We start from the raw sequence: 22,486 nt of genomic DNA, 5'->3' as shown, positions 1-22,486 counted from the left end.
TTTAAGCTGTCGCGATATATTCCTTGATCGCTGTCGCCTCCGCCTCGACCTCCTCGAGGCGCTCCTTCACCACGTCGCCAATCGACACGATCCCGACGAGGCGCCCGCCCTCGACCACAGGGACATGCCGGAATTTCTGCTGTGTCATCAACTCCATCACGTGGTTGATGGGTGTCTCCCCCGTACAGGTCAGCACCTTTTCGGTCATGAAACGGGAGACGGGCTCCTCAAGAGCCCTGGCGCCATGGTTTGCAACCGCTCGCACGATGTCGCGCTCGGAGATGATGCCCGAGACGGGCCTTTGACCATCGACGATCAGAAGGGCACCTATCCTGCGCTCGGCGAGAACCCGGGCCGCTTCGCTCAAGGTGCGGCTCGGTTCGATGGTCGCGACGTCGCGACCCTTGAGCGAAAGAATGTGATTGACGATCATTGATTCCCTCCCGTTGCGCGAACGGCAAAGGACCGTCAGCCCTCGCATCCGCAGGCTGAGGTTGGGTCGAACACCCACGACTTTGGGCGAAAACCCGACGTCAGCTCTCGGATGATCAGCGCAAACCGCATCAGTTTCAAGCCGAGATGCGCTTGGCTCGTGCGGGAAGCGGGTCGATGAGAGGGAAAAGAACGAGCCCTGCGAGGAAGCCGCCGAGATGCGCCTCCCAGGCGATGCTCGCATCCGAAATCCCAAAGGGCTGAACGAAGGCAAACACGTAATTCGCCGCGAACCAGATCCCGAGGAAGATCAGGACCTGCCGGTTGCGCGCCATATGCGCCAGGGTCTCCCGGGGCCGCTCATGGGGCTGGGTCAGGCGCCCCTCCCAGTGCCACGAGGCCGGGGCGAACATGAACCAGGAGGCCGCCGCCATGAGCCCGGACACGGCCCCGGAGGCTCCGATCATCGGCAGGACCTGCAAAGGGTTCATGATCACATAGAGAACCGCCCCGGCAATCGCCGAGGCCGCCGACAGGATGAAGAAACGGCCTGCGCCGCAACGGCGGGCGATGGGCGTCCCGAAGGCCGCCAGCCAGACGCTGTTGATCAGCACATGAGCCCAGGATCCATGCAGCAAGGCATAAGACAAGGCCGTCCAGGGCCTGCCCTCCTGGCCTTCGAGAACATACTGAGCCAAGGCCATCAAAGGCGTGATCGTGTCTTCCGCCACGCCCTCGCGCAGGGGCCTCATGATGTCCTCCACCTGAACGCCACCGAAGGCCACGGACCAACGAGCTGGAATCACCGACCAGTCGATGACCAGCATGAAATCCGATTCGTCAGAGAGGAGCAGCCGAACAGCGTGGATGCCGACCAGCGCCAACAGGCAGAGGCTGATGACGGCAGGAAGGTTGAGAATCGGCTCACGAGCACGGGGCGGGTGTGGAGACATGTAATGCTTTTGTATGAGGCGGCTGCCGGGAATCTCCGGCCGGAGGCTGGTGGGACCTAACCTCTATTTGGCCTCCCGGTCGAGAAAAACCAACTACTTAGCAGCAACCAAGCTTAACGGAGAGGAAGCCCTGTTGCCTCTGGCGTGCGCCCTTGATAATTTTTGTTAACCATAACGGAACCGGGTGAAGCGCGACGCGTTAACTCACCTTTTACTTTCCGCTTGAGCCTAAAATGTAACCATGTCAGTTTGGTTAAAAGAACGTTAACCGGCTGGTGGGGCATGCGGCAGGATTATTTCAAGAACGGCCTTTTCTGTGGCGCAAATGAGAAGTCGGCATTTTCCGGCAAATTCATTAAAACAGTTTTCCTCGGGCTTTCCCTCCTGTTTTCCGGTGCTGCCGCTCAGGCCCAGACCCTGGCATCCCTGCCCACCAACAGCGCCCCGATCTCGAGCGTCGGAATTGCCAAGCCGCTTCTCGGCTGGTCCCAGTTCTGCGAGAAATACCGCTCCGAGTGCGCCGTCGACGTGACGGAGGCCGACAAGATCGAGCTGACGCCTCAGGCGTGGAAGACCATCGTGTCGATCAACCAGCGCGTGAATTCAAGCATCAAGGCCGTGACGGACGCGGATCACTTCGGCGTTGTGGACACCTGGGGCTTCCCGGATGATGGCAAGGGTGACTGCGAAGACTTCCAGCTTCTGAAGCGCCGCCTTCTCGTGGAGGCTGGCCTGCCCCGCCGGGCCATGCGCATGACGGTCGTGATCGACGAGCTCGGCGAAGGTCATGCCGTGCTGATGGTTCGCACCAGCCGCGGCGACTTCGTCCTCGACAACAAGACCTCCTCGGTCCTCCCCTGGCACCGCACCGGCTATGTCTACATCAAGCGCGAAAGCCAGGACGCAATCGGCTGGGTTTCGCTGGGCGGCATCATCTCGTCGCCGACCACCACCGCGAACCGCTAAAAATTTCGAAGCCGGCGTCCACGGGCGCCCGCTTTTCCGTTTTCCACCATCGATGTCAGAAGACTTAAGGCGGATCGACCGATCCGCCTTTTTTTGCTCAACGCGTCGTTCAAAGCTGAAAAACTGGATCCACTTTCTCGCACGATGCGCCACGGATCAGTCGATCCGCCTCATTTTTTGGGCGAAACGCTGCCAGTTCTCCACGTAGCTCCTGGCCGACAACCGAAGCCGCTCGATGGCCTCGGCATCAAGCACCCGAATGGCCTTGGCCGGAGCGCCGACGATAAGGGAATTGTCGGGAAACTCCTTGCCCTCGGTGACGAGGGCGTTGGCGCCCACAAGGCAATTGGCGCCGATGCGCGCATGGTTGAGCACTGTGGCGCCCATGCCGATCAGGGAGTTCTCGCCGATGGTGCAGCCGTGGAGGATGGCTTTGTGCCCGATGGTGCATCCTGGGCCGACGCTCAAGGGCGCACCCATGTCGGTATGCAGCAGCGCGCCTTCCTGAATGTTCGTGGCCTCGCCGATATCGATGAGCTCATTGTCGCCGCGCAGCACGGCGCCGAACCAGATGCCCACATCCCGCCCCAGCCGGACTTTACCGATCACATGGGCGTCCGGCGCAATCCAGAAGCGGCCGGGTTCGGGAAGGGTCGGGGCGGTATCGTCGAGGCTGTAGATCGGCATCGATGGTCCGGCAGAAAAAAGCAGCAGAACCCTGGGGAGGGTCTGCTGCGAAAAAGCGCCTAGTCCTCGAGATCCGTATCGAGGATCGCCATGGTGAAGTTGAAGGAACGGTCCCCATCCTCATCGTCGACGAAGAGAACGCCGACGAATTCCTCACCGATGTAAACTTCCGCAGAGTCGGTCTTCTTCGGCCGCCCGACGACGCGGATCGAGTGGTTTGCAAAGGTCTGGCGCAGGTAGCGCTCGACTTTAGCCATCTCGGTTTTATCCACTACAGGTCCTTTCTTACTGTCACGTTTGCTGCAATTGCCATGCCCGGCAAACGCGAGCAAGCGCCGTTAGGTCCCGAACGGATCCCGTCCTCAGATTCCGTCGGTGTCGGAGAAGCAGTGATTCATGGACCTGGCCGGCTCCTCGCATCCGGCCGTACCGATGACCTTAGCGGGAACGCCAGCCACCGTGGCATTATGGGGCACGGGCTTGAGCACGACAGAGCCTGCGGCGATTCTCGCGCAATGGCCGATCTCGATATTGCCCAGGATCTTGGCGCCGGCGCCGATGAGCACGCCCTGTCGGATCTTGGGATGCCGATCGCCCCGCTCCTTGCCGGTTCCTCCCAGGGTCACGTCCTGGAGCATGGAGACATTGTCCTCAATGACCGCGGTGGCGCCCACCACGAGCCCGGTGGCGTGGTCGAGGAAGATGCCCCGCCCGATGCGCGCTGCCGGGTGAATGTCGGTCTGGAACGCCTCGGACGAGCGGCTCTGAAGGTAGAGGGCGAAATCCTGCCTCCCCCTCTTCCACAGCCAGTGGGCCAGCCGATGGGTCTGTATGGCGTGGAAGCCCTTGAAGTAGAGCACGGGCTCGACGGCCCGGGTGACCACGGGATCCCGGTCGAGCACCGCGCTGATGTCCGCCCGCATGGCTGCCCCAATGGTTCGGTCGTCCTCCACAGCCTCGAGGAAAATCTGCTCGATGATGTCGGCCGGCACAGCGGCATGACCAAGACGGGAGGCGACCCGGTGGATCACCGCAGCCTCCAGGCTTGGCTGGTGCAGGATGGCGCTGAGGACGAAGCCCGCCATGGCAGGCTCGGCCTGGATGATCGCTTCGGCTTCGGAGCGCAGGCGGTCCCAGATCGGATCGACCTTTCCGGCGACGGCATCGGGGGCTCCCGGCTTCAGGCGCGTCTGTGTCATGGTGTTCTCCTGCCGGCCTTGCTGGCGCGTCGTGCGGACCGAACCCAAAGGGCCGCGTGAGTGAAAACCGGATCCACTTTTCCGCACGACGCGCTATCGCCTCAAGCATAGATAAGAAGCCGAGGCCCTTACTACAGATCCAAACGAGCCATGACCTACTCTTTTTCGCCAGCAACGTCCAAGCTTGCCGTTTCCCTCAGCGGCAGCATTGCAACCGTGGCCATCGACAATGTTCCTAAGCACAATGCAGTGGACCTGGAGATGTGGAAGGCCTTCCCCTCACTGATGGAGGCCCTCGACCGGGACGCGGCTGTCCGGGTGATCGTCCTGAGGGGCGCGGGACAGGCCTCCTTCGCCTCCGGGGCGGACATTGCCGAGTTCGCGACGGTACGGGCCAATGCCGAGGGCGGGCGGCTCTACGAGGCCGCCAACGAGGCGGCCTTCTGGGCCGTGGCCCATTGCTCCAAGCCCGTCATCGCCATGATTCGCGGTTTCTGCCTCGGCGGCGGCTTCGGCCTTGCCCTCTCGTGCGATCTGCGGGTTGCCTCCGAGACCGCCATCTTCGGCATCCCGGCAGCGCGGCTCGGGGTCGGATATCCTCCCGGCGCTATGAAGCTCGTGACCGCAGCCGTCGGGGCTCCTGCCGCCAAGGACCTGTTCTTCACAGCACGGCGGCTCGGCGCTCAGGAGGCGCATCGATTGAGCGTCGTGCAGCGGCTGGTTCCTGATGGCGAGCTGGAAGCAGTCACACAGGCGCTCGCTGAGAGCATCGCCGAAAACGCGCCCCTGACGATCCGGGCTGCCAAGGCTGCCATCGACGACGCGGTCGGAGTCGGGCACCCGAATGCCGATCCGCTGGCTCTTGCCGATCTCTGCTTCGACAGCATGGATGCGGTCGAGGGGCGCGAGGCCTTCCTGCAGAAGCGCAGGCCGGCTTTCAGCGGGAGGTAGGCTCAGGCGTCGCGCCGATACACGAAATAGCGGCCCTCGGGCACGATCGTCTGGGACGAGATGTCGGTGCAGGAGGGCATCTCGAAGGCACGGTCGGCGATCAGGAGACCTCCCGGCTGGAGCAGGGAATCGAGCAGGGGCGACAGCCGCAGGGCAAGCTGCCGGTTGGCCGCCTCGTCACCGGTGCCGATGTCGGTGTGGATCAGTGCCGCCGAGCCTTGCCCCACCCGCTCGATGAAGGCCGGCAGCGTCTCGAAGATATCCCCGACGATCAGGTACCCTTCGGGCGGGTAGCAGTCCGGGTGGGCCGCCGGGGAGCGCTCGAAGGCGTAGATCTCGCGGCCGGGCAGCCTGGTTCGCAGGTGATCGTAGGTGCGGCCGTTGCCGAGGCCGAGTTCGAGTATGAGCCCGGTCGGGCCGATTTCCTCGGCCGCCCAGTTCAGGAGGTCGCGCTGTGCGGTCAGGCGCCGGATCACGGAATCGAGTCGGGTCATTCGTCACTCCTGCCGCAGGGATATGGGGAGGAGCCCTTCAAAGCCAAGGTTAAGTGCCTTACGGACGCTGCGCCAGGAAATCGAGCACGCCCTGCTTGTGCACCTTGTCGCCCACGGCAAGGTTGTGGTCTCGCCCCGGAATGTCGAGGGCGGTCGCGTTCGGGATCAGCTTGGCGAGCTCCGGACCTGAGCCCGACACGTCGTCCTTGGTGCCGACCGAGACCAGGGTCGGCAACGTGATGGAGGCGACTTCCTCCCGGGTCAGCGCCTGCCGCGACCCACGGATACAGGCGGCCAGGGCCTTGAGGTCGCTGCCCGTCTGCTCGGCGAAGGCCCGGAACATGCGCTGCATGGGATCGGTGAGATCATCGAGGGAGCGCACCTCCATGGCATCGGCGATGCCGAGCGGCAGGCCGACCCCTTCGACGAGATGGATGCCTAAGCCGCCGAGCAGCATGGAGCGCATCCGCTCCGGGGCCGTGAGCGCCATATGGGCGGTGATCCGCGCGCCCATGGAATAGCCCATCACGTCCGCCCGCTCGATGCCGAGATGGTCGAGAAGCCGACAGCCGTCCTCCGCCATGCGATAGGAATTGTAAGCCTCGGGATCGTAGAGCTTCTCGCTCTCCCCGTGCCCCCGGTTGTCGAAAGCGACGACCCGGTATCCCGCCCGCGTCAGGGTCTTCACCCAGAGGGTGTTGACCCAGTTCACCGCGTGGTTCGAGGCGAAGCCGTGGATCAGCAGGATCGGATCGCCCTGCCCCTCATGGGGCGGAACGTCGACATAGGCGATGCTCACGCCGTTGGAATTGAAATAGCGCATGGAACCGGTGACGTTGGAGGAATCCAGGGGTTGGGTTCTACCTAGCACCCCTTCCGCCGGATGCAATCGCTGGAAATTTGCTCTAGGCGCATGGCCGATCGGCCATTATGGTGCGCCAAATTTCATCGCTTCAGAGCAACGGCAATGGCTGACAAAGGCACACCCCACTTCCACAACGATCCGGGCGTTCCCGTCATTCACGTGGGCTCGAAGGAGTTCATGTGCATCGGAGCAACCCCTCCCTTCGATCATCCCCATGTGTTCATCGACATGGGCTATGACAGCGAGACGATCTGCTCCTACTGCTCGACCCTGTTCAAGTACGACCCATCCCTGAAGTTCGACGAGGCCCGCCCGGCCGAATGCGTCTGGGAGCCCGATTTCGCGGGCTCGGCCTCCTCGCGTTAAGTGCAGCATCTCTCGGTTGCAGTCGTCGGAGCCGGTATCGGTGGCCTGACGGCGGCTCTGGCCTTGGCTAGGCAGGGCCACACGGTCACACTGATCGAGCGCCGCACCGGGTTCAGCGAGGTCGGAGCCGGCCTCCAGCTGTCCCCAAATGCGAGCCGCATCCTCATCAAGCTCGGACTCGGGCCGGCGCTCCGTCGCGTAGTGACGGAGCCGGAGCGTGTCGTGGTGCGCGCCATCCGCTCAGGCAAGCGCATCGGCGAGGTGGCCCTCGGCGCCTTCATGCGCGAGCGGTTCGAGGCGCCCTATTGGGTCGTGCACCGGGCCGATCTCCAGACAATTCTGCTCGATGCCGTCCGCTCGGAGCCGTCGATCCGCTTGGTCATGGGACGAACGGTGGAGAGCGTCGAGACCGGCCCGTCACAGGCCTCCCTCACGTGGATCTCCGCCGGCGGTGCCCAGGAGACCCTCACGGCCGCTCTGGTCGTTGGCGCCGACGGGGTCTGGTCGACAGTCAGGCAGCAGCTCGGCGACAGAAGGCCGCCTGCCTATCGCGGCACCATCGCCTGGAGGTCCACCTTTGAGCGCAGCGCCGCACCGGCCGAACTCGCCGGCGACGAGACCGGCCTCTGGCTCGGCTCGCAGGGGCATGTGGTGCATTACCCCATAGCCGGCGGCAGGCTCGTCAATGTCGTGGCCATCCAGCGGAATCCGACACCGGTGCAGGGCTGGGCCGCTCCCGGCCGGCGGGAGGACCTGCTTGCCCGCTATGCCTCCGCCGCCCCTGCCCTGCGCGAGTTGCTCGCCTGCCCGCAGGAATGGCTGCGCTGGTCGCTCTTCGATCACCCGGCCGAGCGCCTCGCCAAGGGCCGGATCGCTCTCCTCGGCGACGCTGCCCACCCGGTCCTGCCGTTCCTGGCCCAGGGAGCCGCGATGGCGATCGAAGAGGCCGCGACCCTCGCCTCCCTGTTACGCGATCCGCAGAGCGACATCCCGCAGCTCCTCTCGGCCTATGAGAAGCAGCGTCTCGGGCGTGCGACCCGGGTCCAGAAGGAGGCCCGCACCAACGGGCGCATCTATCACGCAGGCTCTCTGGTGGCCTTCGGGCGCGATCGTGTCATGCGCCATCTCGGCTCCGAGGGCATGACGAAGCGCTACGGCTGGCTCTACGGCTTCCGCGCTCCGGAGTGATTAGGGGAAACCGGCGCGCACGGTTGGACTTGCGCTCAAGCCCGCAGCCCGATAACCCTCGTTGCTGAAGCGGACGTGGCGAAACCGGTAGACGCAAGGGACTTAAAATCCCTCGGGCTATGCCCGTGCGGGTTCGACCCCCGCCGTCCGCACCATTCCTGACCTTTCCATCGCTGACATTATCCGGTGAGGCGTTGCTCCCGGAATCCCCGATGGCTATCGGCGGGCGTTCCTGTTGCTACGGCAATAGCGACCAAGAATTGCCATGCCTTCTCCTTAAAGGCGAAGCCTCAACCAAGGATGATGATCTACGAGAAGTGAAAGGCCTGGGGCAATCCGGTCTGTTGCCATGAGGCGCTTATGCCGAGACGGGTATTGCGATTGAAACCAAGGTCGTTGGATCCGAGTGAACAGGTAGCGGCTTTCTCACCTGGCACATAATGCGAGTGATCGCATCAGGGCTGTTCCCTATTACTATCAGGACAGCCCCGGCGCTACTGAGCAGGTTGCTCTTGCGAGGCTCCCGGCCGGGTTAAGGATGACAGCGATGGACTTCCAGATCATATAACAGAAAACGCACAGGAGCCCGAGAACACCGGAGCTGAGATCGCAAGTGCGTGGTGTGCAAGCCAGCACATCAAGCAATCCGAACAACAGTTATGGTCCAAGGTGTCTTTGATCAGCACCAATGGAGACGAACGATGATCTCCGGCTCCTTCCTGCGTCGTCGGTTCAGTGCAGTGGTCGTCTTGGCTCTCGTATCGGCGAGTGCCGATGCATGGGCGCAGAGCCATCCGCTTACTTTAAGAATGTCCTGCTCTCAGGCGCAGGGTCTTGTGGCTTCCCAAAGAGCCATTGTCCTCAATACAGGGCCCCTCACCTATGACCGCTATGTCGGATCCTTTGGATCCTGCGCCGTCGGAGAAACCCTTGATCCGGCCTGGGTCCCGACCGCCGATATAGCCCAATGCCCCATTGGATACCGTTGCGCACCGCGCTCCGCACCCTCACGGAACTAGGGGATCAGGGTCCACAGGACGCCGCTGCCTGCCTCATGCCGTGCGGTTTGGTGATCTTAGCGACTGTGCCAGGCCCGGAGGGCCAGAAGGGGTGTCAGGATCGGCCAGCCGAACCCGGCGATCAGGATATGATCGAGGCCGATATCCTCCTCGTCATTGATCATGGTCGAGACTGCCAGGAGCAGAATCACGCCAGATAGATAGATCATCAGAACTTCACGCATCCCGCAGCCCCCAGCCACCTTAAAGCTGAGCTTTGACGCATCACAGGGATCAAGCCAATGCGACCGGCAGTCGCCTGCTCCCTTAATCAAGTGGGACGCTTGCCCGAGGAGCGAAGAAAATTCGCTCCTGGGGAGACGGAAAACCTGCCGGAATGGCCAAAATTTAAGTTTCGCCAGAAACTTAGCCGCAACTCAATCGGGCCTGGCCCGTTCATCGGGACTATGACAAATTCATAAGGAGATCATCGATGCCAAAGCGGCACCACCCTTATGCCGCAGGAGGCAACACCGGCTGGAGCATCGGCTCGAACAGCCTGACGGCAGCCGGGCAATCCGAATTATTGAGGGATCTCGGACGTCAGCTTCAGCACAGTTACCAGAGCGCCCTGAAGGAACCTGCCCCGGATCGCATCAGACAGTTGCTGGAGAGGCTTGAACGAACGCATTTGCATGAAAGGAATGAGGATCACTGAGCCGCACCAGCTCAGCGATCCTCATCGTCGAAAGGCCCGGAACTCAGCGCCTGCGACGGTTTCGCGGGTGCGAGTGATCCGCTGAGGATGAATTCTTCGGAACGAGGCTGTAGATCAGAAATCCTGCCAGTATTCCGGCTCCGAGCAGAACATAGGGGTACGACTTGGCGGTCTGAACGACGCCGGAAGCGGTATGACGCACGGCATAGACCGGCATGGAAGCATCATGGATCAGGCGCTCGGCCCGCCTGACATTTTCCTGTCGGGTGTGGATCTCCAAGTCGTAGCCCTCATCGTCATCATGGCGATGAAGCTCGATGCTGTTACGGGCGAATCCAGCCGAGACGAGGCGCTGCACCGCTTGGTTGGCCTCACTGCGGGACTGGAAAGATCCGGTGGCGATAGACGTATTCGGCATTAGTCAATCCTCTTCGAACTGCTGACGCCAATTCCCGGCAAGCGCCTAGGTTCCACATCAACCTGCGACACGACGTGGAAAGGCCACCAACCTGGGCGCCTTCAGTTCCTCCGATAGGATTGCGAGGCTCTCTCCGCCTCCATCAAAACCTCAAGCGCTTTCCAGGGTTTGGGCATGAACCGGACATCACGGGGAACATCACCGGTTTCATTGTCCAGAGGCCTGCCTGAGGTCAGCACGGTGCGGACCCATGGCCACTTGAGCCGCACGGTTCGCACCAGATCCATTCCATCCATCAGGCAAGGGAGGCGAAGATCGGCAAAGAGGAAAGCCACTTCTTCCGAATGCCGGCTCAGGTAATCAAGGGCTTCTTCCGCGCTGGACGTTTCAACGACCTTGAGATCGGTTTCCTCGAGAAGAGCTGCCGCCAAGCCCCTGACTTCGAAATCGTCCTCGACGATCAAGGCCACGCGATAAGGCTCAATTCTCTGTCCCATAAGTCGTCTCCTGTTCCGATTTACGTTTCCTGGAGCCCTTCGATGAAGGATCAACAATCCTCAGGCTCTCTGTGTGACGGGAAAAATCCGGCTCCGGAAACGCCATGCGGACAGCCGGTGCGACACAGCCAAAACTCAGCATGCGATCAGAAGCGCCAAGGCTTTCGAGCGCATCCTCTACAGGACTGCGAATAATCAAATTCCCGAATGCGGGGCGCACCCAGGCGAATACCCTCATCACAGAACGGTGAAGACAGCTCTCCGTTTCAGCTTGGCCTTAGAGAAATTTTCTCAGATGCCTTTTTGACCTAGAGGAACCGCCTTCCAAGCTGTAGCTTAAGCTTGAACCGACTGTGCTCACGCGAGATCCCCGCCGTGTTCAAGGAGACCCAGCTTCACCAGGAATTCTTGGACCTGGAGCATCACATGCGGCTTCTCGACCGCAGGCTTGCCGATGCCCTTCATCGGATCCGCCACGGCTCCTCGTCGGAGTCGGTCGAGCAGGCTCGTCGGGATGAGAAGCAGCTCCTGTCCGAATTGGACCGACTGATGACGAGAATGCGAGCGATCGAGGGGCAGCTCCTCCAGATTCAGAAGGGTGCCACGCGCCACTGAAACCACCTCCAGTCATCGGCTTGTGTGAAGCCGCACGTCGGAGGCGCCGAACTGGGCTCATTGTGCATGCCCTAACGTAAGACGAACTCAGGAGTGAGAGAGGGATGGCCTTCAGGGACTCTTATCCGGAGCCGGATATGGAAGACGGGGGCGTCGAAGCCATGCGCAGACGGTGCATCCCGCTGCTCTCGGTCATGATCGGCCTCTTGGCCGCCATGAATATTGCATCAGTCGTCTTCGTTCTTCTGGAATGAACGGCTGCCCTGCCCCACGCTTGGTGGCATCACCGTAGATAATTCGAGAAAGACGAGAACTGCAGGACAGCGCATATGATGCGAGATTCTGTCCTGCAGGTTCACCGTCCGTGTTCAGCGCAGTCCGAGGAACGACAGGATCGCCAGGACCACAACGATTGCACCGATAAGCCAGATGATGTTGTTCATGAGGATTCTCTCCCGAAATGGAATTGACCTCATGCCAACGGTCAAGGTGAGGGTTCGTTCCTTGTCTCCAGCCACTCGACTATTCGGAGCGGCAGGCGGTCAGATCGGCTGCAACGACCTCGCCCGAGGCCGCAACCTGCCTTCTGCGCACGCTCGTACAAGCCGCATGAGTGAGGCCTTGAGCTGAGTCGACTTGGACCCGGCTCTCCTGCGAGCGCGCAGTTTCGTAGCCAGGGCCTGACCGGTAGTCCCAGGTGGAAATCCCTGCCGTACCGACACAGCCGCTGAGACTGAACATGAGACATGCGGCAGTGAAGGTTTTGAGGATCGTCGGCATCGTCTCACTCCTTTGCTTGCGGAGCTTCCCGGCGAAGGATGCAGCCCTCATTTGGACCTCTCCACAACCGAAACAAGAAAACCCCGGCGTTGCCACCGGGGTTTTCCGTAGAACTGGATGAAGCCGATCAGAAGTCGCGCTGAATGCGCAGACGGCCTTCCCAAGCATCATCGTCATCCGCGCCGACGATGCCGCGCGGGTTGAGGTTGGAGTACAGAGCCTCCACGCCGATATCGAGGCCCGAAACCGGCGACCAGATCAGGTTCGAACCGACGCGCCACTCGGTGAAATCGGCAGACGGAGCAGCAGTGCCATACTCGACGCGAGCATAGGAGCCGAACAGGCTCTGACGGACGGTCGGCGTCCAGTAGTGGTTCACGCCACCGGCGAGCGACCATCCACGGCCGGTTTCAATGTCGCCATCGGGGCCGATATAGGCATCCAGGACCGTGCCCGAAGCGATGCCGACCGAGATATCCGGGTCGAAACCGAGATAGCCAAGGGCACCGTCGGCGTAGGTTGCCGCGAGCCACAGGGCATCGCCCTCTGCCAGCATCGGCAGGTTCACGTTGAACTGACCTGACACAGCCCAGCCGAGCTCGCTGTCGGGGTAGTCGCCGCCGACGAGCGCGTTGCTGCGAACCTGATGGAGGGCGCCCGAGAGCTGAGCCGAGCCCCAGGTGCCGGAGTATTTCAGGTTGCCGACGAGGTCGGGCAGCCTCTGACCGGCACCCACGCCTGCCGCGTTATCCAGATCGGCGGTGGCGAAGGAGCCCTCTTCCAGCGACAGGGTGGCCGAGAAGCCGTTGCCGAAGGAGAAGGTGTAGGCCAGCAGGTTCACGTCCGGATAGTCGTAGAAGCGGACCGTGCCCCAGTTCTCGTTCGCGATGTCGCCGTTGGTGAAGAACGAAGTCGTGCGACCGGCCGTCAGGCCGCCGAACTGGATGTAAGCCTGGGCGAGGTTCGTCGAGGTGCCCGAGCCATAGACGCCGGACTCACGGCTCATCTCCATGCGCACGAAGGCGCGGAGCAGGCCATAGGCAGTGGCGGTGCGGGCGTCGAGCTGCACGCGGCCACGGGCGAGGAAGCCGATGGCGTCGTCCTCACGGGACACCGGCTCGACATAAGCGTACTCGGCGCGGACGCGGCCGCCGACACGCAGGCAGGTTTCTGTGCCCGGGATGTAGAAGAAGCCTGCGCCGTAGGTGGAGCAGACGCGGACGTATTCGACGGCAGCGGCCTTGGCGACCGGCAGGTCGGCGGCTTGCACCCCCGCGGTAGCCGCAAGACCTGCGACCGATCCGAGGAAGAGGCTCTTAACGAGCTTCATGGTTTTCTCCAAAGAAGTCTGGGTCCGAGACCCATATACAAACGTGACCATACTTATACTCACGTTTGGCACAATACGGGGTCACCTTGGATCCGCTCATGCGACGAGCAACATGCCGAAAAGGTGGGCATTCCAGGCGAGCTGGCGTGTTTATTTTCCACGATGTGGCCCAAAATCAACAGCCGGACAGACCCCTGCCACTGCGTCATGCGCTCCATGGTTTGAGGCCCTGGCGCTGCCAGGACGAATGTCGCCCGATCCACCCGAGCCAATGCATCAATCCCCGAAGAAGTCCAATTCGAACTCCCGGCAGGTATACCCGACCGGGCACTGGGGCGTGTCCCGCGTCGGCACGAAAGCAGGTTCGATCATTTCGTTGCGCAGGCAGAACCGCCTGTCGCTGACATAGCGGTCATAGGTGTGGGTACCGGTTCCAAGAACGACCTGACCACGCGACAGGACGAGCCCGCGGGCTTGGTTGCAGGTCAGGTTAGGGGTGAGCGGCCTCGGCTGGGCGTGGACGCTCGATGCAGCGACCAGGAGAGCCAGAACACAAACAGTTTTTCGCATCGTCATACCCTTCGTACGAACAGTCCCGGGGGGACACATCTTAGGAATGACAACGCCTTAAGCAGGGCTTTGTTACGGGAAATGCCCTCGCCTGGGTGGTCCATAACGGGGCTAAAGCATAGGCTGCAGGCGCTTCGCCAGATCGACCGCAGCACTGTAGTCGGTCTTGCCCGAACCCAGCACGGGAATGCTCGACACGAGGATGGAGCGGGGCACCCACAGCTCGGGAAAACCATGATCCTTGGCGTGGGCCAGGAGCACATCGCGATCCGCATCCGGCCTGTCGGTGATGAGGACGATCTGCTCGCCCTTGCGTGGGTCAGGGATCGCCACCACCACATGATTGCTGTCGGGCCAGAGGGACTGGACGGTCGCCTCGATGGCGGCCAGCGACACCATCTCGCCCGCAATCTTGGCGAAACGCTTCGCCCGCCCCCGGATCGTCACTAGCCCATCATCGATGGTGACGATATCGCCGGTGTCATGCCATCCCTCGGCTGGCGCCAAGATGCCACCAGGCGCGGCCGGGTCGAGGTAGCCCTTCATCACGTTCGGACCGCGCACGTGCAGGCGTCCACCCTCGTAGATTCCCTGAACAGGCTCCAGTCGCCATTCGATGCCCGGCAGGACATGCCCCACCGAACCCGGATGGTTGTTGTCGGGAAGGTTGCAGGCGATCACCGGCGAGCATTCGGTGGCGCCGTATCCTTCCACGATCACCGTGCCATGCCGGTCCCAGAGCCGGCGCGTCTCGTCCTTCACCCGCTCGGCTCCGGCAATCACGAAGCGCACGCTTGCGAGATCGTTCTCGCCGGCCGCGCGGGCATAGCCCTGGAGGAAGGTGTCAGTGGCGAGCATCACGGTGGCGCGCGTTCCGGCTACGAGCTTGGGGATCTGGCGGTAATGCAGCGGGCTCGGATAGAGCACCGACTTCATGCCGTTGAGAACCGCCGTCAGAAGACCTGCGCTCAGGCCGAAGGAATGGAAGATCGGCAGCGGATTGAAGAAGACGTCATCGTCCCTCAATATGTCGCCCGCCAGAGCCTTCACCTGGTAGGCGTTCGCCACGAGGTTCGCGTTCGACAGAACCACACCCTTGGGCACGCCCTCCGACCCCGAGGTGAAGAGCAGCACGGCGGGATCGTCGGGCCGGATCTTGGCCCTGGCATGGATCCGTCGCGCAATCCATGACTCCGCAAGCCCACGCAGCTTGTCGAGGCTGGTGAGCTCCGCACGAACATCCTCGAGCCAGAGGATCCTGCGCCCCTCTCCCAGGGCCTCGATGATGTCGTCGAGCTTGCCCTGCTCGATGAAGCGGCGCGAGGTGACGATGGTCTCGATGTTGGCCAGCTCGCAGGCAGCCTTCAGGTTCTTGAGACCGGCCGTGAAGTTCAGGAAGGCCGGGATGCGCCCGAAGGCGTTGAGCCCGAACAGGGTCACGGCAATCGCCTGCACGTTCGGCAGCAGCACGCCGACCGGCTCGCGCTCCCTCGTCAGGCCGGCGAGCTTGCGCCCGAGCACCAGGGAGCCGAGGACGAGGCGTCCGAAGGTGATCGGCTGGCGCTCCAGATCCTCCAGGGCGACCTTGTTGCGGCCGAAGCGATCCCTGGCGTCGAGGAGTGCTTCGAACAGGGTCTTGCGCGTCCGCGCGATGTCGAACTCAGCCACGGGCGCGCTCCTGATCAACTAGCCGGCCGAGCCTTCGCGGATCGGCGCCTGATAGGCCAGGCCCATATCCCAGGGGAAGTAGATCCAGGTGTCCTGGCTCACTTCCGTCACGAAGGTGTCGATGAGCGGGCGCCCGGCGGGCTTGGCATACACGGCGGCAAAATGCGCGTTGGGGAGCATGTCCCGCACGATCTTCGCCGTCTTGCCGGTATCGGTCAGGTCGTCGATCACGAGCACGCCCTTGCCGGTCCCGTCGCCCAGCGCCTTGATAGCGGGCGCGATGTCTTTCAGCACCCGCAGCTCGCCCTGGTTCTTGTAGTCGTGATAGCTCGCGATGCAGACGCTCTCGATGAGGCGCACATCGAGTTCGCGGGCCACGATGGCGGCCGGCACGAGGCCGCCGCGGGTGATGCAGACGATCGCCTCGAACGGGCCGGCCGAGGCCAGGCGCCAGGCAAGGGCGCGGCAATCGCGGTGGAACTGGTCCCAGGAGACGGGGAAGGCTTTGGGAGAGGTCGGGGACATCGGCTGGCTCTTTTTGACGGTGGTGGCGAGGATAACTCTTACAATGGCGCCCGGTCACCCTTGAGGTGAACGAGATGATCGCGGACGGCAGCGGCCGCTTGGGCGACCGTGTCCGGGTCCTTGCCCCGTACGACGATCTGGTTGCGGAAGCCGCTGGTGGAAAACGACGGATAGGACCCGATGGAGACGCTGGAATAAGACGAGGCGATCCGGCTCAGGCCCTCGGCATAGATGCCCTCGGCCAGCCCCTCCGCCTCGATGGTCTCGATGATCATGCGCGCGCCGGTCTCCAGGGTCGGGGCGATGTTGTCGAGCATGGCCTGCATGATCGAGGGCACGCCTGCCATCACGAAGACATTGCCGATGCGGAAGCCCGGCGCCTTGGAGATCGGGTTCTCGATCAGGCTGGCGCCGTCGGGGATCCGGGCCATGCGCATCCGGGCTTCATTGAGTTCTTCAGGGGTGTAGCGCTCCCGCAGCATCGCGACCGCCCGCGGATCGTGGTCGATCCCGACGCCGAACGCCTTGGCCATGCAATCGGCCGTGATGTCGTCGTGGGTGGGGCCGATGCCGCCCGTGGTGAAGAGGTAGGTGTAGCGGCCGCGCAGGGCGTTGACCGCTGCGACGATCTCCTCCTCCACATCGGGGACGACACGAACCTCGCGCAGGTCCACGCCGATCCCGGTCAGGTACTCGGCGATGTAGCCGATGTTCTTGTCCTTGGTGCGGCCCGTGAGGATCTCATCGCCGATGATGAGAAGGGCGGCTGTAACGGAGACGGCCATGCGCAGCGATCCTTTTGAGGGCCTTTAGCCTTACAAACGGCAATTCTCAAGCAGCGGCAAGGGTTCACCCCCAGGTGTCATTGCCGGGCGCTCGGTGACGAAACACTGACGGGCGGTTATGCGGCTGGGCCAGCGCCTTCGGGCCTGAGGCTGGGAAGCCTCAAGCCTGAAGGTCTATCGAGGGTGGCGCGAATGACAGCCCGGCTCGATGTGTGATGGTGATAAGGAAGAGCCGAACTGTCTCTTCGCGCACGGCTTCTTTAGGCGTTCAGGCGATGCCAGCCCGGTGACCGTTCCAGGCGGGGTCCGTCTGCTCGACGGGGGCCTTGAACCGATTCCGACCACCGGCACGCAGCCTGGGCCTCCTGTCGAATGAGGCTGCGTCACCCCACCCACAGGACCGTGCCTGCCTCCACACTGCGACGCCTCGCGAGCGCGCCCCTCAACAGAGGCAGGTCTACACAACGATATAGCCGAGCTTGCAGCTTCTGTCAAGAACAAACAAGGAACACTACGAGCCCTCTCCCCTCTGCGGGAGAGGGTGGCCTGCGCAGCAAGTCGGGAGAGGGGCCGTGCTCGATCGGACTACCCCTCTCCCGGCTCACTCCGCTCGCCACCCTCCCCCGCAACGGGGCGAGGGTCACCCGCGCTCGATCCTGCGCGCGATCCCGGCTCGCCTTCGGCGTCCGGGATGACGGCGGTGGGATCACAGAGGCTTGTCATTTCCGGTCGGACCTCAGCGGAGGGGAAGGGAATCCTCTTGCACACGCGGCGCCATGAATCCCCTTCCCTCGCCTGCGGTTCGCCGGGGATGACACCAAGCGGCATGGGTTGTACCCGGGGCTTCTCCCCTGCTACCAGGGTTTTTTCAGTCGAATGTTGGTTTTGGATGCGTTTTCAGGAAACCCTGCTCGAGGGCCGTCTCATCGAGCGTTACAAGCGATTTCTGGCGGACGTGGAACTCGACACGGGCGAGATGGTCACCGCCCATTGCGCCAATCCAGGGGCCATGATGGGCCTGAAGGCGCCCGGCAGTCGGGTCTACCTCTCACGGGCGACGAACCCGAACCGCAAGCTCAAGTACAACTGGGAGTTCGTGGAGGTCCCCGCCGGCGGCGGTCCGCTCCAGCTCATCGGGATCAACACCTCCCGGCCCAACCTGCTGGTGGCCGAGGCCTTGCGGGAGGGGCGCCTCGCGCCGTTTGCCCGCTATGACCGGGTGCGGCCCGAGGTGAAGTATGGCAGGAACAGCCGGGTCGACTTCCTGCTGGAGAAGGATGGCGAGCCGCCCTGCTACCTGGAGGTCAAGAACTGCCACCTCATGCGTGAGGCGGGCTTTGCCGAGTTCCCGGACTGCGTGGCCGCCCGCAGCGCCAAGCACCTCTACGAGCTGGCCGACATGAAGGCTGAAGGAGCAAGGGCCGCCCTCGTCTACGTCATCCAGATGGATGCCAAGCGCTTCGACGTCGCCCGCGACATCGACCCGGCCTATGACAAGGCCTTCCGGCACGCCCTCGCGGCGGGGGTGGAGTCTTACGCCTATGTCTGCCGCATCACGCCCCAGGAGGTGACCATCGACCGGCCGGTGGAGATCGTGACGCCGCGGTGAGGCACAGAGGCGATCCGCAGCGCTGCCAATCGTTCTGGTGTCATCCCCGCGAAGGCGGGGATCCATAACCCCGACATTCACGAAAGGAGCGCAGCGTTGTCCGACACGCTTCTTTCTGCACCGTCGGCGGTTATGGATTCCGGGCTCCGCTGCGCGGCCCCGGAATGACAGTGCTGGAGCAGGATCAGGACCGCTCGAACACCAGGTTCATCTTGGTTTCGAGCACCTGCCGGTAGCCCTTGCCCGTGAGCAGCCCGATCACGTCGGCCTGCCAGCGTTCCGGCACGTTCGCCACGATGAACACGGATGGATAGAGCGAGACAGGCGCGTCCCGGAAGAACGGGCCGAGGACCAGATCCTCCGCTCCCTCCACATCGAGCTTGATCGCGTCGACATGGGTCAGGCCCTCCCGGCCGAGGAGGTCGAGCAGGGTCACGGCGGGGACGCGGATCGCGTCCGTCTGGCTCGAATTCACGATCTTGAGGCTCGCCTCGCCCCGGTTGAGCGGATCGAGGAACAGGGTGAGCTCGCCCGTCTTGTCGGCGATCGCGCAATCGACGGCCTTGATGGTGCAGGCCGGATTCTGGCGGATGTTGTAGATCAGCCGGTCGAAGATCTCCGGCTGCGGCTCCACGGCCAGGATCCGGGTCGAGACCGCCGGCCCCGCTTCCCGGGCCAGGAAAAGCGCATACCAGCCGACATTCGACCCCACGTCGATGAAGGTGAAGCCGTCCTTGATCCGTGAGGCCAGGATCCTGAGCTCGTCGGCATCGAAATATTGCGGCGTGAAGAGGAGCCGGCGTTCGCACACGTTCTTGTACGGATAAAGCCGCATCCGCACGCCGAAGGTCTCGAGGTCGAGCGGCAGGCCTTTGAGCATCTTCATGGCGAGATGCCGCAGCATCAGGGCCACCCTGCGACCGGCCCAGCCCTCGGGCAACCCGCGCGTGCGGTCGATCACCCAGCGGGTGAGACCTGAAGGCGCAAAGTCCCCGAAGGGGCGGGAGTCATTCATTACCGAGAAATCCAAAGCCGCGAACCGGATGAACAGGGTTGCTCATGACACCCCCGGGCGCCAATCGCAAGCGGGGCATGAGGACATTAGCGCATGCGCGGCCCATTCGGGGCCGCGGCGCATGCTCTCCTTCATGGAGAAGCATCGGATCGATCCCAAAAGTGCAAACCCGATTTTGGGCCCGATGCTTTAGCTTGCTTCACGCGCGGCGATCCTTACATTCCGGACAACAGATCAAGGATCGAGAATGACCGATACCGATGTTGTGGAGCGCAGGCGCGCGCCCGAAATCCCGCTGCACGGCCCTGCGGACTTCGAAGGGATGCGCCGCGCCGGCCGCATGGTGGCCGAGTGCCTGGACATGCTCTCGGATCACGTGAAGCCCGGCGTCACGACCGAGTTTCTGGACAAGCTGGCCTTCCACTTCATCCGCGACCATGGGGCCTATCCGGCCTGCCTGCACTACCGCGGCTACACCAAGACGATCTGCACCTCGATCAACCACGTGGTTTGCCACGGCATTCCCAACGACAAGCCCCTGCGCGACGGCGACATCATGAATGTCGACGTGACGCTGATCCTCGACGGGTGGCACGGCGACTCGAGCCGCATGTACTATGTGGGCGAGGTGCCGCGCCGGGCGCAGCGGCTCTGCGAGATCACCTATGAATGCCTCCTGCGCGGCATCGCGGCCGTGAAGCCGGGCGCGACCACCAACGACATCGGGGCGGCGATCCAGGCCTATGCGGAAGCCGAGCGCTGCTCCGTGGTGCGCGATTTTTGCGGCCACGGCATCGGCAAAGTGTTCCACGACTCGCCGACGATCCTCCACTACGTGGAGCCGGCCTACAACGTGGAGCTGAAAGCCGGCATGTTCTTCACCATAGAGCCCATGATCAACTTAGGACGGCCACAGGTGAAGGTGCTCGCCGACGGCTGGACCGCCGTGACCCGCGACCGCTCCCTCTCGGCCCAGTTCGAGCACATGGTGGGCGTGACGGAGACCGGCGCGGAGGTGTTCACCTATTCGCCCAAGGGGCTGGACAAGCCGTCCTAAGCGGTGACTTGGCATTTGGCGACGCTTACCAGAACGTCCGCACGAGAATGGTATAGGACCTCACGAAGGACCAAGCGAAGCTAACGGCTACAAAGCAGTAGCCGCTGAAGATAACGACTGAGAGCGGAAAATCTTGGCTGTACGTAACAGACTCAACAATCCCGATCATAAAGGGTGCAAGGACGAAGCTCGCTATGGCGCTTAGAACAGCACCTATCATGCCACCTACAGCCGCGAGCAGAAGAAAAAGCGTAAGCTTGGCATAATACAAAATTCTCATGTGCTTATGCTCGGCTTGACACTAGATCCTCGGCCCAGAGGATTTGACGGGTTGGGGATGGCGGAGGAGGGGCAGGCCTTCAGGGGCGACCAACACCTCGATGCTTCGCGCCACTCCGGGCTGACGGCGGATCAAGCCGGCCCGTTCCAAGGTTAGGATCATCTGGTGCACGGACGGCGGCGTGACCTGGAAATGGCGCTGCATGTCGGTCTCAGCCGGGGGGCGGCCATGGACGCGCGTGTAGGCATCGATGAAGGCCAGGTACTGGCCCTGCCGGTCGGTGAAGCTTTTCTCGGACATCCGCCACACGCTCGATTCATCGGCTGATTCAGCTGGGCCTCTCACGCGGGAGGCCGAGATGAACATATGCTACCGGATTGAGCTGAGCGAGGCCGAGCGCACCCAGCTTCAGACGATGCTCAGCGGCGGCAAGCAGGCGGCCCGAAAGCTCAAGCGAGCGCAGATCCTGTTGGCGGCCGATGCCGGGGTGTCAGACGAGACGATTGCCGAGAGCATCGCGGTGGGCGGCTCGACCGTGTACCGGACCAAGCGCCGCTTCGTGGAGGGCAACCTGGAGCGGGCCCTCAGCGAGGAACCCCGTCCCGGCGCCGCCCGCAAGCTCTCAGGCCCGGAGGAGGCGCTGCTGGTGGCCACCGCCTGCGCAAAGCCGCCGGCGGGCCGGGCCCGCTGGACGCTGGAGCTCCTGGCCGGCGAGATCGTACGGCTCACCCAACACAACAGCCTGTCGCGCGAGACAGTGCGCCGGCGTCTGGCTGAAAATGCCCTCAAGCCGTGGCAGCAGAAGATGTGGTGCGTGCCAAAGATTGATGGCGAATACGTCGCCCGCATGGAGGATGTGCTTGATCTCTACGCCGCGCCGTCCGATCCGCAGCACCCGGTGGTGTGCTTCGATGAAAGCCCCGTCCAACTCATTGGTGAGACGCGCCCGCCGCTCCCGGCCGCACCGGGGCAGATTGAGTGCATCGACTACGAGTACCGCCGCTGTGGCACGGTGAACCTGTTCGTGATGGTGGATGCGCACCGGCCCTGGCGCCGGGTCAAGGTTAGTGAGCAGCGCACGGCATGCGACTTCGCCCGGTGCATGCGCGAGCTTGTGGATGTCGACTTTCCGCAGGCCGAGCGGATCCGGGTCGTGATGGACAACTTGTCGACGCACACGCCCGGCGCGCTCTACGAGGCTTTCCCGGCCGCGGAAGCGCATCGCCTCCTGGGGCGGCTGGAGTACCACTTTACTCCCAAGCACGCGAGTTGGTTGAACATGGTCGAAATCGAGATCGGGGTGCTCAAGGGCCAGTGCCTGGACCGGCGGATCGCCACGCGCGAGGGGCTCGAGCGGGAAATCGCTGCCTGGGAGCGCGAGCGCAACGCCGCCGGGGTCCGGGTCAGGTGGATGTTCACCACCGAAAACGCCCGGGTCAAAATGGGCCGCGCCTATCCCAAAACCGCCTCGCCCGAGCCACTCGCCAAAGGGTCATAATCACTGCGTAGAGGATCTAGTT

28 protein-coding genes and 1 tRNA gene are annotated in these 22,486 nt (G+C 63.0%); 10 read left to right on the top strand and 19 right to left on the bottom strand.

All coding sequences use genetic code 11. The features are described from left to right. Nucleotide 1 precedes the first annotated feature (1 nt). Together MA07_RS04255 and MA07_RS04250 are read right to left on the bottom strand one after the other, a co-directional pair. Nucleotides 2-433 carry a CBS domain-containing protein gene (locus MA07_RS04255; protein ID WP_036347406.1) on the bottom strand — a complete coding sequence of 144 codons (432 nt, stop codon included), beginning with the start codon at nt 431-433 and terminating at the stop codon, nt 2-4. 136 nt (nt 434-569) lie between these two features. After that, nucleotides 570-1,385 carry a rhomboid family intramembrane serine protease gene (locus MA07_RS04250; protein ID WP_036347404.1) on the bottom strand — a complete coding sequence of 272 codons (816 nt, stop codon included), beginning with the start codon at nt 1,383-1,385 and terminating at the stop codon, nt 570-572. 282 nt (nt 1,386-1,667) lie between these two features. On the opposite strand from MA07_RS04250, the gene MA07_RS04245 reads away from it, so the two are divergent. Continuing rightward, entirely contained in the window at nt 1,668-2,351 is a 684-nt protein-coding gene (locus tag MA07_RS04245; protein WP_081928767.1) for a transglutaminase-like cysteine peptidase, read from the top strand. 156 nt (nt 2,352-2,507) lie between these two features. Here MA07_RS04245 and MA07_RS04240 read toward each other — a convergent pair whose 3' ends face one another. The 3 genes from MA07_RS04240 to cysE form a co-directional block, all read right to left on the bottom strand. Then, on the bottom strand, nt 2,508-3,038 hold the full coding sequence (locus MA07_RS04240) for a gamma carbonic anhydrase family protein (protein WP_036347402.1): 531 nt from the start codon (nt 3,036-3,038) through the stop codon (nt 2,508-2,510). Between the two features lie 59 nt (nt 3,039-3,097). Then, nucleotides 3,098-3,310 carry a DUF3126 family protein gene (locus MA07_RS04235; protein WP_027315475.1) on the bottom strand — a complete coding sequence of 71 codons (213 nt, stop codon included), beginning with the start codon at nt 3,308-3,310 and terminating at the stop codon, nt 3,098-3,100. 90 nt (nt 3,311-3,400) lie between these two features. Further along, nucleotides 3,401-4,237: a serine O-acetyltransferase gene (gene cysE, locus MA07_RS04230; RefSeq protein WP_036347433.1), complete on the bottom strand. Its 837-nt coding sequence runs from the start codon at nt 4,235-4,237 to the stop codon at nt 3,401-3,403. A 150-nt stretch (nt 4,238-4,387) separates the two neighbouring features. On the opposite strand from cysE, the gene MA07_RS04225 reads away from it, so the two are divergent. After that, nucleotides 4,388-5,188, top strand: a complete 801-nt coding sequence (locus tag MA07_RS04225) for an enoyl-CoA hydratase (RefSeq protein ID WP_036347397.1) — start codon at nt 4,388-4,390, stop codon at nt 5,186-5,188. Between the two features lie 2 nt (nt 5,189-5,190). Here the strand turns inward: MA07_RS04225 and MA07_RS04220 are convergent, their stop codons facing one another. Beyond that, nucleotides 5,191-5,682: a class I SAM-dependent methyltransferase gene (locus MA07_RS04220; protein ID WP_036347394.1), complete on the bottom strand. Its 492-nt coding sequence runs from the start codon at nt 5,680-5,682 to the stop codon at nt 5,191-5,193. Between the two features lie 58 nt (nt 5,683-5,740). After that, the gene (locus MA07_RS04215; RefSeq protein ID WP_036347392.1) at nt 5,741-6,505 is read right to left on the bottom strand and encodes an alpha/beta hydrolase; all 765 of its coding nucleotides are present in this window, start codon (nt 6,503-6,505) and stop codon (nt 5,741-5,743) included. A 144-nt stretch (nt 6,506-6,649) separates the two neighbouring features. Between MA07_RS04215 and MA07_RS04210 the strand changes: the two genes are divergently transcribed. The 3 genes from MA07_RS04210 (at nt 6,650) to MA07_RS04200 (ending at nt 8,256) form a co-directional block, all read left to right on the top strand. Continuing rightward, nucleotides 6,650-6,913 carry a zinc-finger domain-containing protein gene (locus MA07_RS04210; protein WP_036347390.1) on the top strand — a complete coding sequence of 88 codons (264 nt, stop codon included), beginning with the start codon at nt 6,650-6,652 and terminating at the stop codon, nt 6,911-6,913. Next, complete coding sequence (locus MA07_RS04205; protein WP_036347388.1) at nt 6,914-8,101, top strand: FAD-dependent oxidoreductase; 1,188 nt, start codon at nt 6,914-6,916, stop codon at nt 8,099-8,101. Nucleotides 8,102-8,170: 69 nt separating this feature from the next. Further along, nucleotides 8,171-8,256, top strand: a tRNA-Leu gene (locus MA07_RS04200). Between the two features lie 920 nt (nt 8,257-9,176). On the opposite strand, the gene MA07_RS29980 is transcribed toward MA07_RS04200, so the two are convergent. After that, nucleotides 9,177-9,344 carry a hypothetical protein gene (locus tag MA07_RS29980; protein ID WP_160195378.1) on the bottom strand — a complete coding sequence of 56 codons (168 nt, stop codon included), beginning with the start codon at nt 9,342-9,344 and terminating at the stop codon, nt 9,177-9,179. A gap of 248 nt (nt 9,345-9,592) precedes the next feature. On the opposite strand from MA07_RS29980, the gene MA07_RS29450 reads away from it, so the two are divergent. Then, a complete protein-coding gene (locus tag MA07_RS29450) occupies nt 9,593-9,817 on the top strand; it encodes a NepR family anti-sigma factor (RefSeq protein ID WP_152568716.1) in 225 nt (74 codons plus the stop codon). 43 nt (nt 9,818-9,860) lie between these two features. Here the strand turns inward: MA07_RS29450 and MA07_RS04195 are convergent, their stop codons facing one another. The 3 genes from MA07_RS04195 to MA07_RS04185 form a co-directional block, all read right to left on the bottom strand. Then, nucleotides 9,861-10,235 carry a hypothetical protein gene (locus MA07_RS04195; protein WP_052002827.1) on the bottom strand — a complete coding sequence of 125 codons (375 nt, stop codon included), beginning with the start codon at nt 10,233-10,235 and terminating at the stop codon, nt 9,861-9,863. A gap of 101 nt (nt 10,236-10,336) precedes the next feature. Beyond that, nucleotides 10,337-10,705 (bottom strand): response regulator, encoded by a 369-nt coding sequence (locus MA07_RS04190; protein ID WP_348270396.1) that lies wholly within the window; start codon nt 10,703-10,705, stop codon nt 10,337-10,339. Between the two features lie 384 nt (nt 10,706-11,089). Beyond that, nucleotides 11,090-11,344 (bottom strand): hypothetical protein, encoded by a 255-nt coding sequence (locus tag MA07_RS04185; RefSeq protein WP_036347385.1) that lies wholly within the window; start codon nt 11,342-11,344, stop codon nt 11,090-11,092. A gap of 107 nt (nt 11,345-11,451) precedes the next feature. On the opposite strand from MA07_RS04185, the gene MA07_RS29975 reads away from it, so the two are divergent. Next, nucleotides 11,452-11,601 carry a hypothetical protein gene (locus MA07_RS29975; RefSeq protein WP_160195377.1) on the top strand — a complete coding sequence of 50 codons (150 nt, stop codon included), beginning with the start codon at nt 11,452-11,454 and terminating at the stop codon, nt 11,599-11,601. 268 nt (nt 11,602-11,869) lie between these two features. On the opposite strand, the gene MA07_RS04180 is transcribed toward MA07_RS29975, so the two are convergent. The 6 genes from MA07_RS04180 to MA07_RS04155 all read right to left on the bottom strand — a co-directional run bounded on the left by MA07_RS04180 (nt 11,870) and on the right by MA07_RS04155 (nt 17,005). Continuing rightward, nucleotides 11,870-12,127: a hypothetical protein gene (locus tag MA07_RS04180; protein WP_152568715.1), complete on the bottom strand. Its 258-nt coding sequence runs from the start codon at nt 12,125-12,127 to the stop codon at nt 11,870-11,872. Between the two features lie 127 nt (nt 12,128-12,254). Next, a complete protein-coding gene (locus tag MA07_RS04175; protein ID WP_036347380.1) occupies nt 12,255-13,457 on the bottom strand; it encodes a porin in 1,203 nt (400 codons plus the stop codon). Between the two features lie 276 nt (nt 13,458-13,733). Next, nucleotides 13,734-14,027: a hypothetical protein gene (locus tag MA07_RS04170; RefSeq protein ID WP_036347429.1), complete on the bottom strand. Its 294-nt coding sequence runs from the start codon at nt 14,025-14,027 to the stop codon at nt 13,734-13,736. 111 nt (nt 14,028-14,138) lie between these two features. Next, nucleotides 14,139-15,695, bottom strand: a complete 1,557-nt coding sequence (locus MA07_RS04165) for an AMP-binding protein (RefSeq protein WP_052002826.1) — start codon at nt 15,693-15,695, stop codon at nt 14,139-14,141. Nucleotides 15,696-15,713: 18 nt separating this feature from the next. Further along, nucleotides 15,714-16,220, bottom strand: coding sequence for a xanthine phosphoribosyltransferase (gpt, locus tag MA07_RS04160; RefSeq protein ID WP_036347378.1), 507 nt, complete (start codon nt 16,218-16,220; stop codon nt 15,714-15,716). A 38-nt stretch (nt 16,221-16,258) separates the two neighbouring features. Beyond that, entirely contained in the window at nt 16,259-17,005 is a 747-nt protein-coding gene (locus tag MA07_RS04155; protein ID WP_036347376.1) for a molybdopterin-binding protein, read from the bottom strand. An 889-nt stretch (nt 17,006-17,894) separates the two neighbouring features. Between MA07_RS04155 and sfsA the strand changes: the two genes are divergently transcribed. Next, nucleotides 17,895-18,614, top strand: coding sequence for a DNA/RNA nuclease SfsA (gene sfsA, locus MA07_RS04150; protein ID WP_036347374.1), 720 nt, complete (start codon nt 17,895-17,897; stop codon nt 18,612-18,614). Between the two features lie 184 nt (nt 18,615-18,798). On the opposite strand, the gene MA07_RS04145 is transcribed toward sfsA, so the two are convergent. Beyond that, nucleotides 18,799-19,629, bottom strand: coding sequence for an FkbM family methyltransferase (locus MA07_RS04145; protein ID WP_036347371.1), 831 nt, complete (start codon nt 19,627-19,629; stop codon nt 18,799-18,801). 247 nt (nt 19,630-19,876) lie between these two features. Here MA07_RS04145 and map point away from each other — a divergent pair, with 247 nt between their 5' ends. Next, complete coding sequence (gene map / locus MA07_RS04140) at nt 19,877-20,686, top strand: type I methionyl aminopeptidase (protein ID WP_036347368.1); 810 nt, start codon at nt 19,877-19,879, stop codon at nt 20,684-20,686. A gap of 301 nt (nt 20,687-20,987) precedes the next feature. On the opposite strand, the gene MA07_RS04130 is transcribed toward map, so the two are convergent. Continuing rightward, on the bottom strand, nt 20,988-21,266 hold the full coding sequence (locus tag MA07_RS04130) for a helix-turn-helix domain-containing protein (RefSeq protein ID WP_036345335.1): 279 nt from the start codon (nt 21,264-21,266) through the stop codon (nt 20,988-20,990). 58 nt (nt 21,267-21,324) lie between these two features. Here MA07_RS04130 and MA07_RS04125 point away from each other — a divergent pair, with 58 nt between their 5' ends. Next, nucleotides 21,325-22,464, top strand: coding sequence for an IS630 family transposase (locus MA07_RS04125; protein WP_036345333.1), 1,140 nt, complete (start codon nt 21,325-21,327; stop codon nt 22,462-22,464). Nucleotides 22,465-22,486: the final 22 nt, after the last annotated feature.

This window comes from Microvirga sp. BSC39, assembly GCF_000739015.1.
GTDB lineage: Bacteria > Pseudomonadota > Alphaproteobacteria > Rhizobiales > Beijerinckiaceae > Microvirga.
This window is presented reverse-complemented; position numbering and strand designations above follow the sequence as displayed.

What these genes read in the sequence shown, in the direction of transcription:
- MA07_RS04255 (WP_036347406.1), bottom strand. Translation starts at nt 433, where the DNA reads ATGATCGTCAATCACATTCTTTCGCTCAAGGGTCGCGACGTCGCGACC.
- MA07_RS04250 (WP_036347404.1), bottom strand. Translation starts at nt 1,385, where the DNA reads ATGTCTCCACACCCGCCCCGTGCTCGTGAGCCGATTCTCAACCTTCCT.
- MA07_RS04245 (WP_081928767.1), top strand. Translation starts at nt 1,668, where the DNA reads ATGCGGCAGGATTATTTCAAGAACGGCCTTTTCTGTGGCGCAAATGAG.
- MA07_RS04240 (WP_036347402.1), bottom strand. Translation starts at nt 3,038, where the DNA reads ATGCCGATCTACAGCCTCGACGATACCGCCCCGACCCTTCCCGAACCC.
- cysE (WP_036347433.1), bottom strand. Translation starts at nt 4,237, where the DNA reads ATGACACAGACGCGCCTGAAGCCGGGAGCCCCCGATGCCGTCGCCGGA.
- MA07_RS04225 (WP_036347397.1), top strand. Translation starts at nt 4,388, where the DNA reads ATGACCTACTCTTTTTCGCCAGCAACGTCCAAGCTTGCCGTTTCCCTC.
- MA07_RS04220 (WP_036347394.1), bottom strand. Translation starts at nt 5,682, where the DNA reads ATGACCCGACTCGATTCCGTGATCCGGCGCCTGACCGCACAGCGCGAC.
- MA07_RS04215 (WP_036347392.1), bottom strand. Translation starts at nt 6,505, where the DNA reads ATGCGCTATTTCAATTCCAACGGCGTGAGCATCGCCTATGTCGACGTT.
- MA07_RS04210 (WP_036347390.1), top strand. Translation starts at nt 6,650, where the DNA reads ATGGCTGACAAAGGCACACCCCACTTCCACAACGATCCGGGCGTTCCC.
- MA07_RS29980 (WP_160195378.1), bottom strand. Translation starts at nt 9,344, where the DNA reads ATGCGTGAAGTTCTGATGATCTATCTATCTGGCGTGATTCTGCTCCTG.
- MA07_RS29450 (WP_152568716.1), top strand. Translation starts at nt 9,593, where the DNA reads ATGCCAAAGCGGCACCACCCTTATGCCGCAGGAGGCAACACCGGCTGG.
- MA07_RS04195 (WP_052002827.1), bottom strand. Translation starts at nt 10,235, where the DNA reads ATGCCGAATACGTCTATCGCCACCGGATCTTTCCAGTCCCGCAGTGAG.
- MA07_RS29975 (WP_160195377.1), top strand. Translation starts at nt 11,452, where the DNA reads ATGGCCTTCAGGGACTCTTATCCGGAGCCGGATATGGAAGACGGGGGC.
- MA07_RS04180 (WP_152568715.1), bottom strand. Translation starts at nt 12,127, where the DNA reads ATGCCGACGATCCTCAAAACCTTCACTGCCGCATGTCTCATGTTCAGT.
- MA07_RS04175 (WP_036347380.1), bottom strand. Translation starts at nt 13,457, where the DNA reads ATGAAGCTCGTTAAGAGCCTCTTCCTCGGATCGGTCGCAGGTCTTGCG.
- MA07_RS04170 (WP_036347429.1), bottom strand. Translation starts at nt 14,027, where the DNA reads ATGCGAAAAACTGTTTGTGTTCTGGCTCTCCTGGTCGCTGCATCGAGC.
- gpt (WP_036347378.1), bottom strand. Translation starts at nt 16,220, where the DNA reads ATGTCCCCGACCTCTCCCAAAGCCTTCCCCGTCTCCTGGGACCAGTTC.
- MA07_RS04155 (WP_036347376.1), bottom strand. Translation starts at nt 17,005, where the DNA reads ATGGCCGTCTCCGTTACAGCCGCCCTTCTCATCATCGGCGATGAGATC.
- sfsA (WP_036347374.1), top strand. Translation starts at nt 17,895, where the DNA reads ATGCGTTTTCAGGAAACCCTGCTCGAGGGCCGTCTCATCGAGCGTTAC.
- MA07_RS04145 (WP_036347371.1), bottom strand. Translation starts at nt 19,629, where the DNA reads ATGAATGACTCCCGCCCCTTCGGGGACTTTGCGCCTTCAGGTCTCACC.
- map (WP_036347368.1), top strand. Translation starts at nt 19,877, where the DNA reads ATGACCGATACCGATGTTGTGGAGCGCAGGCGCGCGCCCGAAATCCCG.
- MA07_RS04130 (WP_036345335.1), bottom strand. Translation starts at nt 21,266, where the DNA reads ATGTCCGAGAAAAGCTTCACCGACCGGCAGGGCCAGTACCTGGCCTTC.
- MA07_RS04125 (WP_036345333.1), top strand. Translation starts at nt 21,325, where the DNA reads ATGAACATATGCTACCGGATTGAGCTGAGCGAGGCCGAGCGCACCCAG.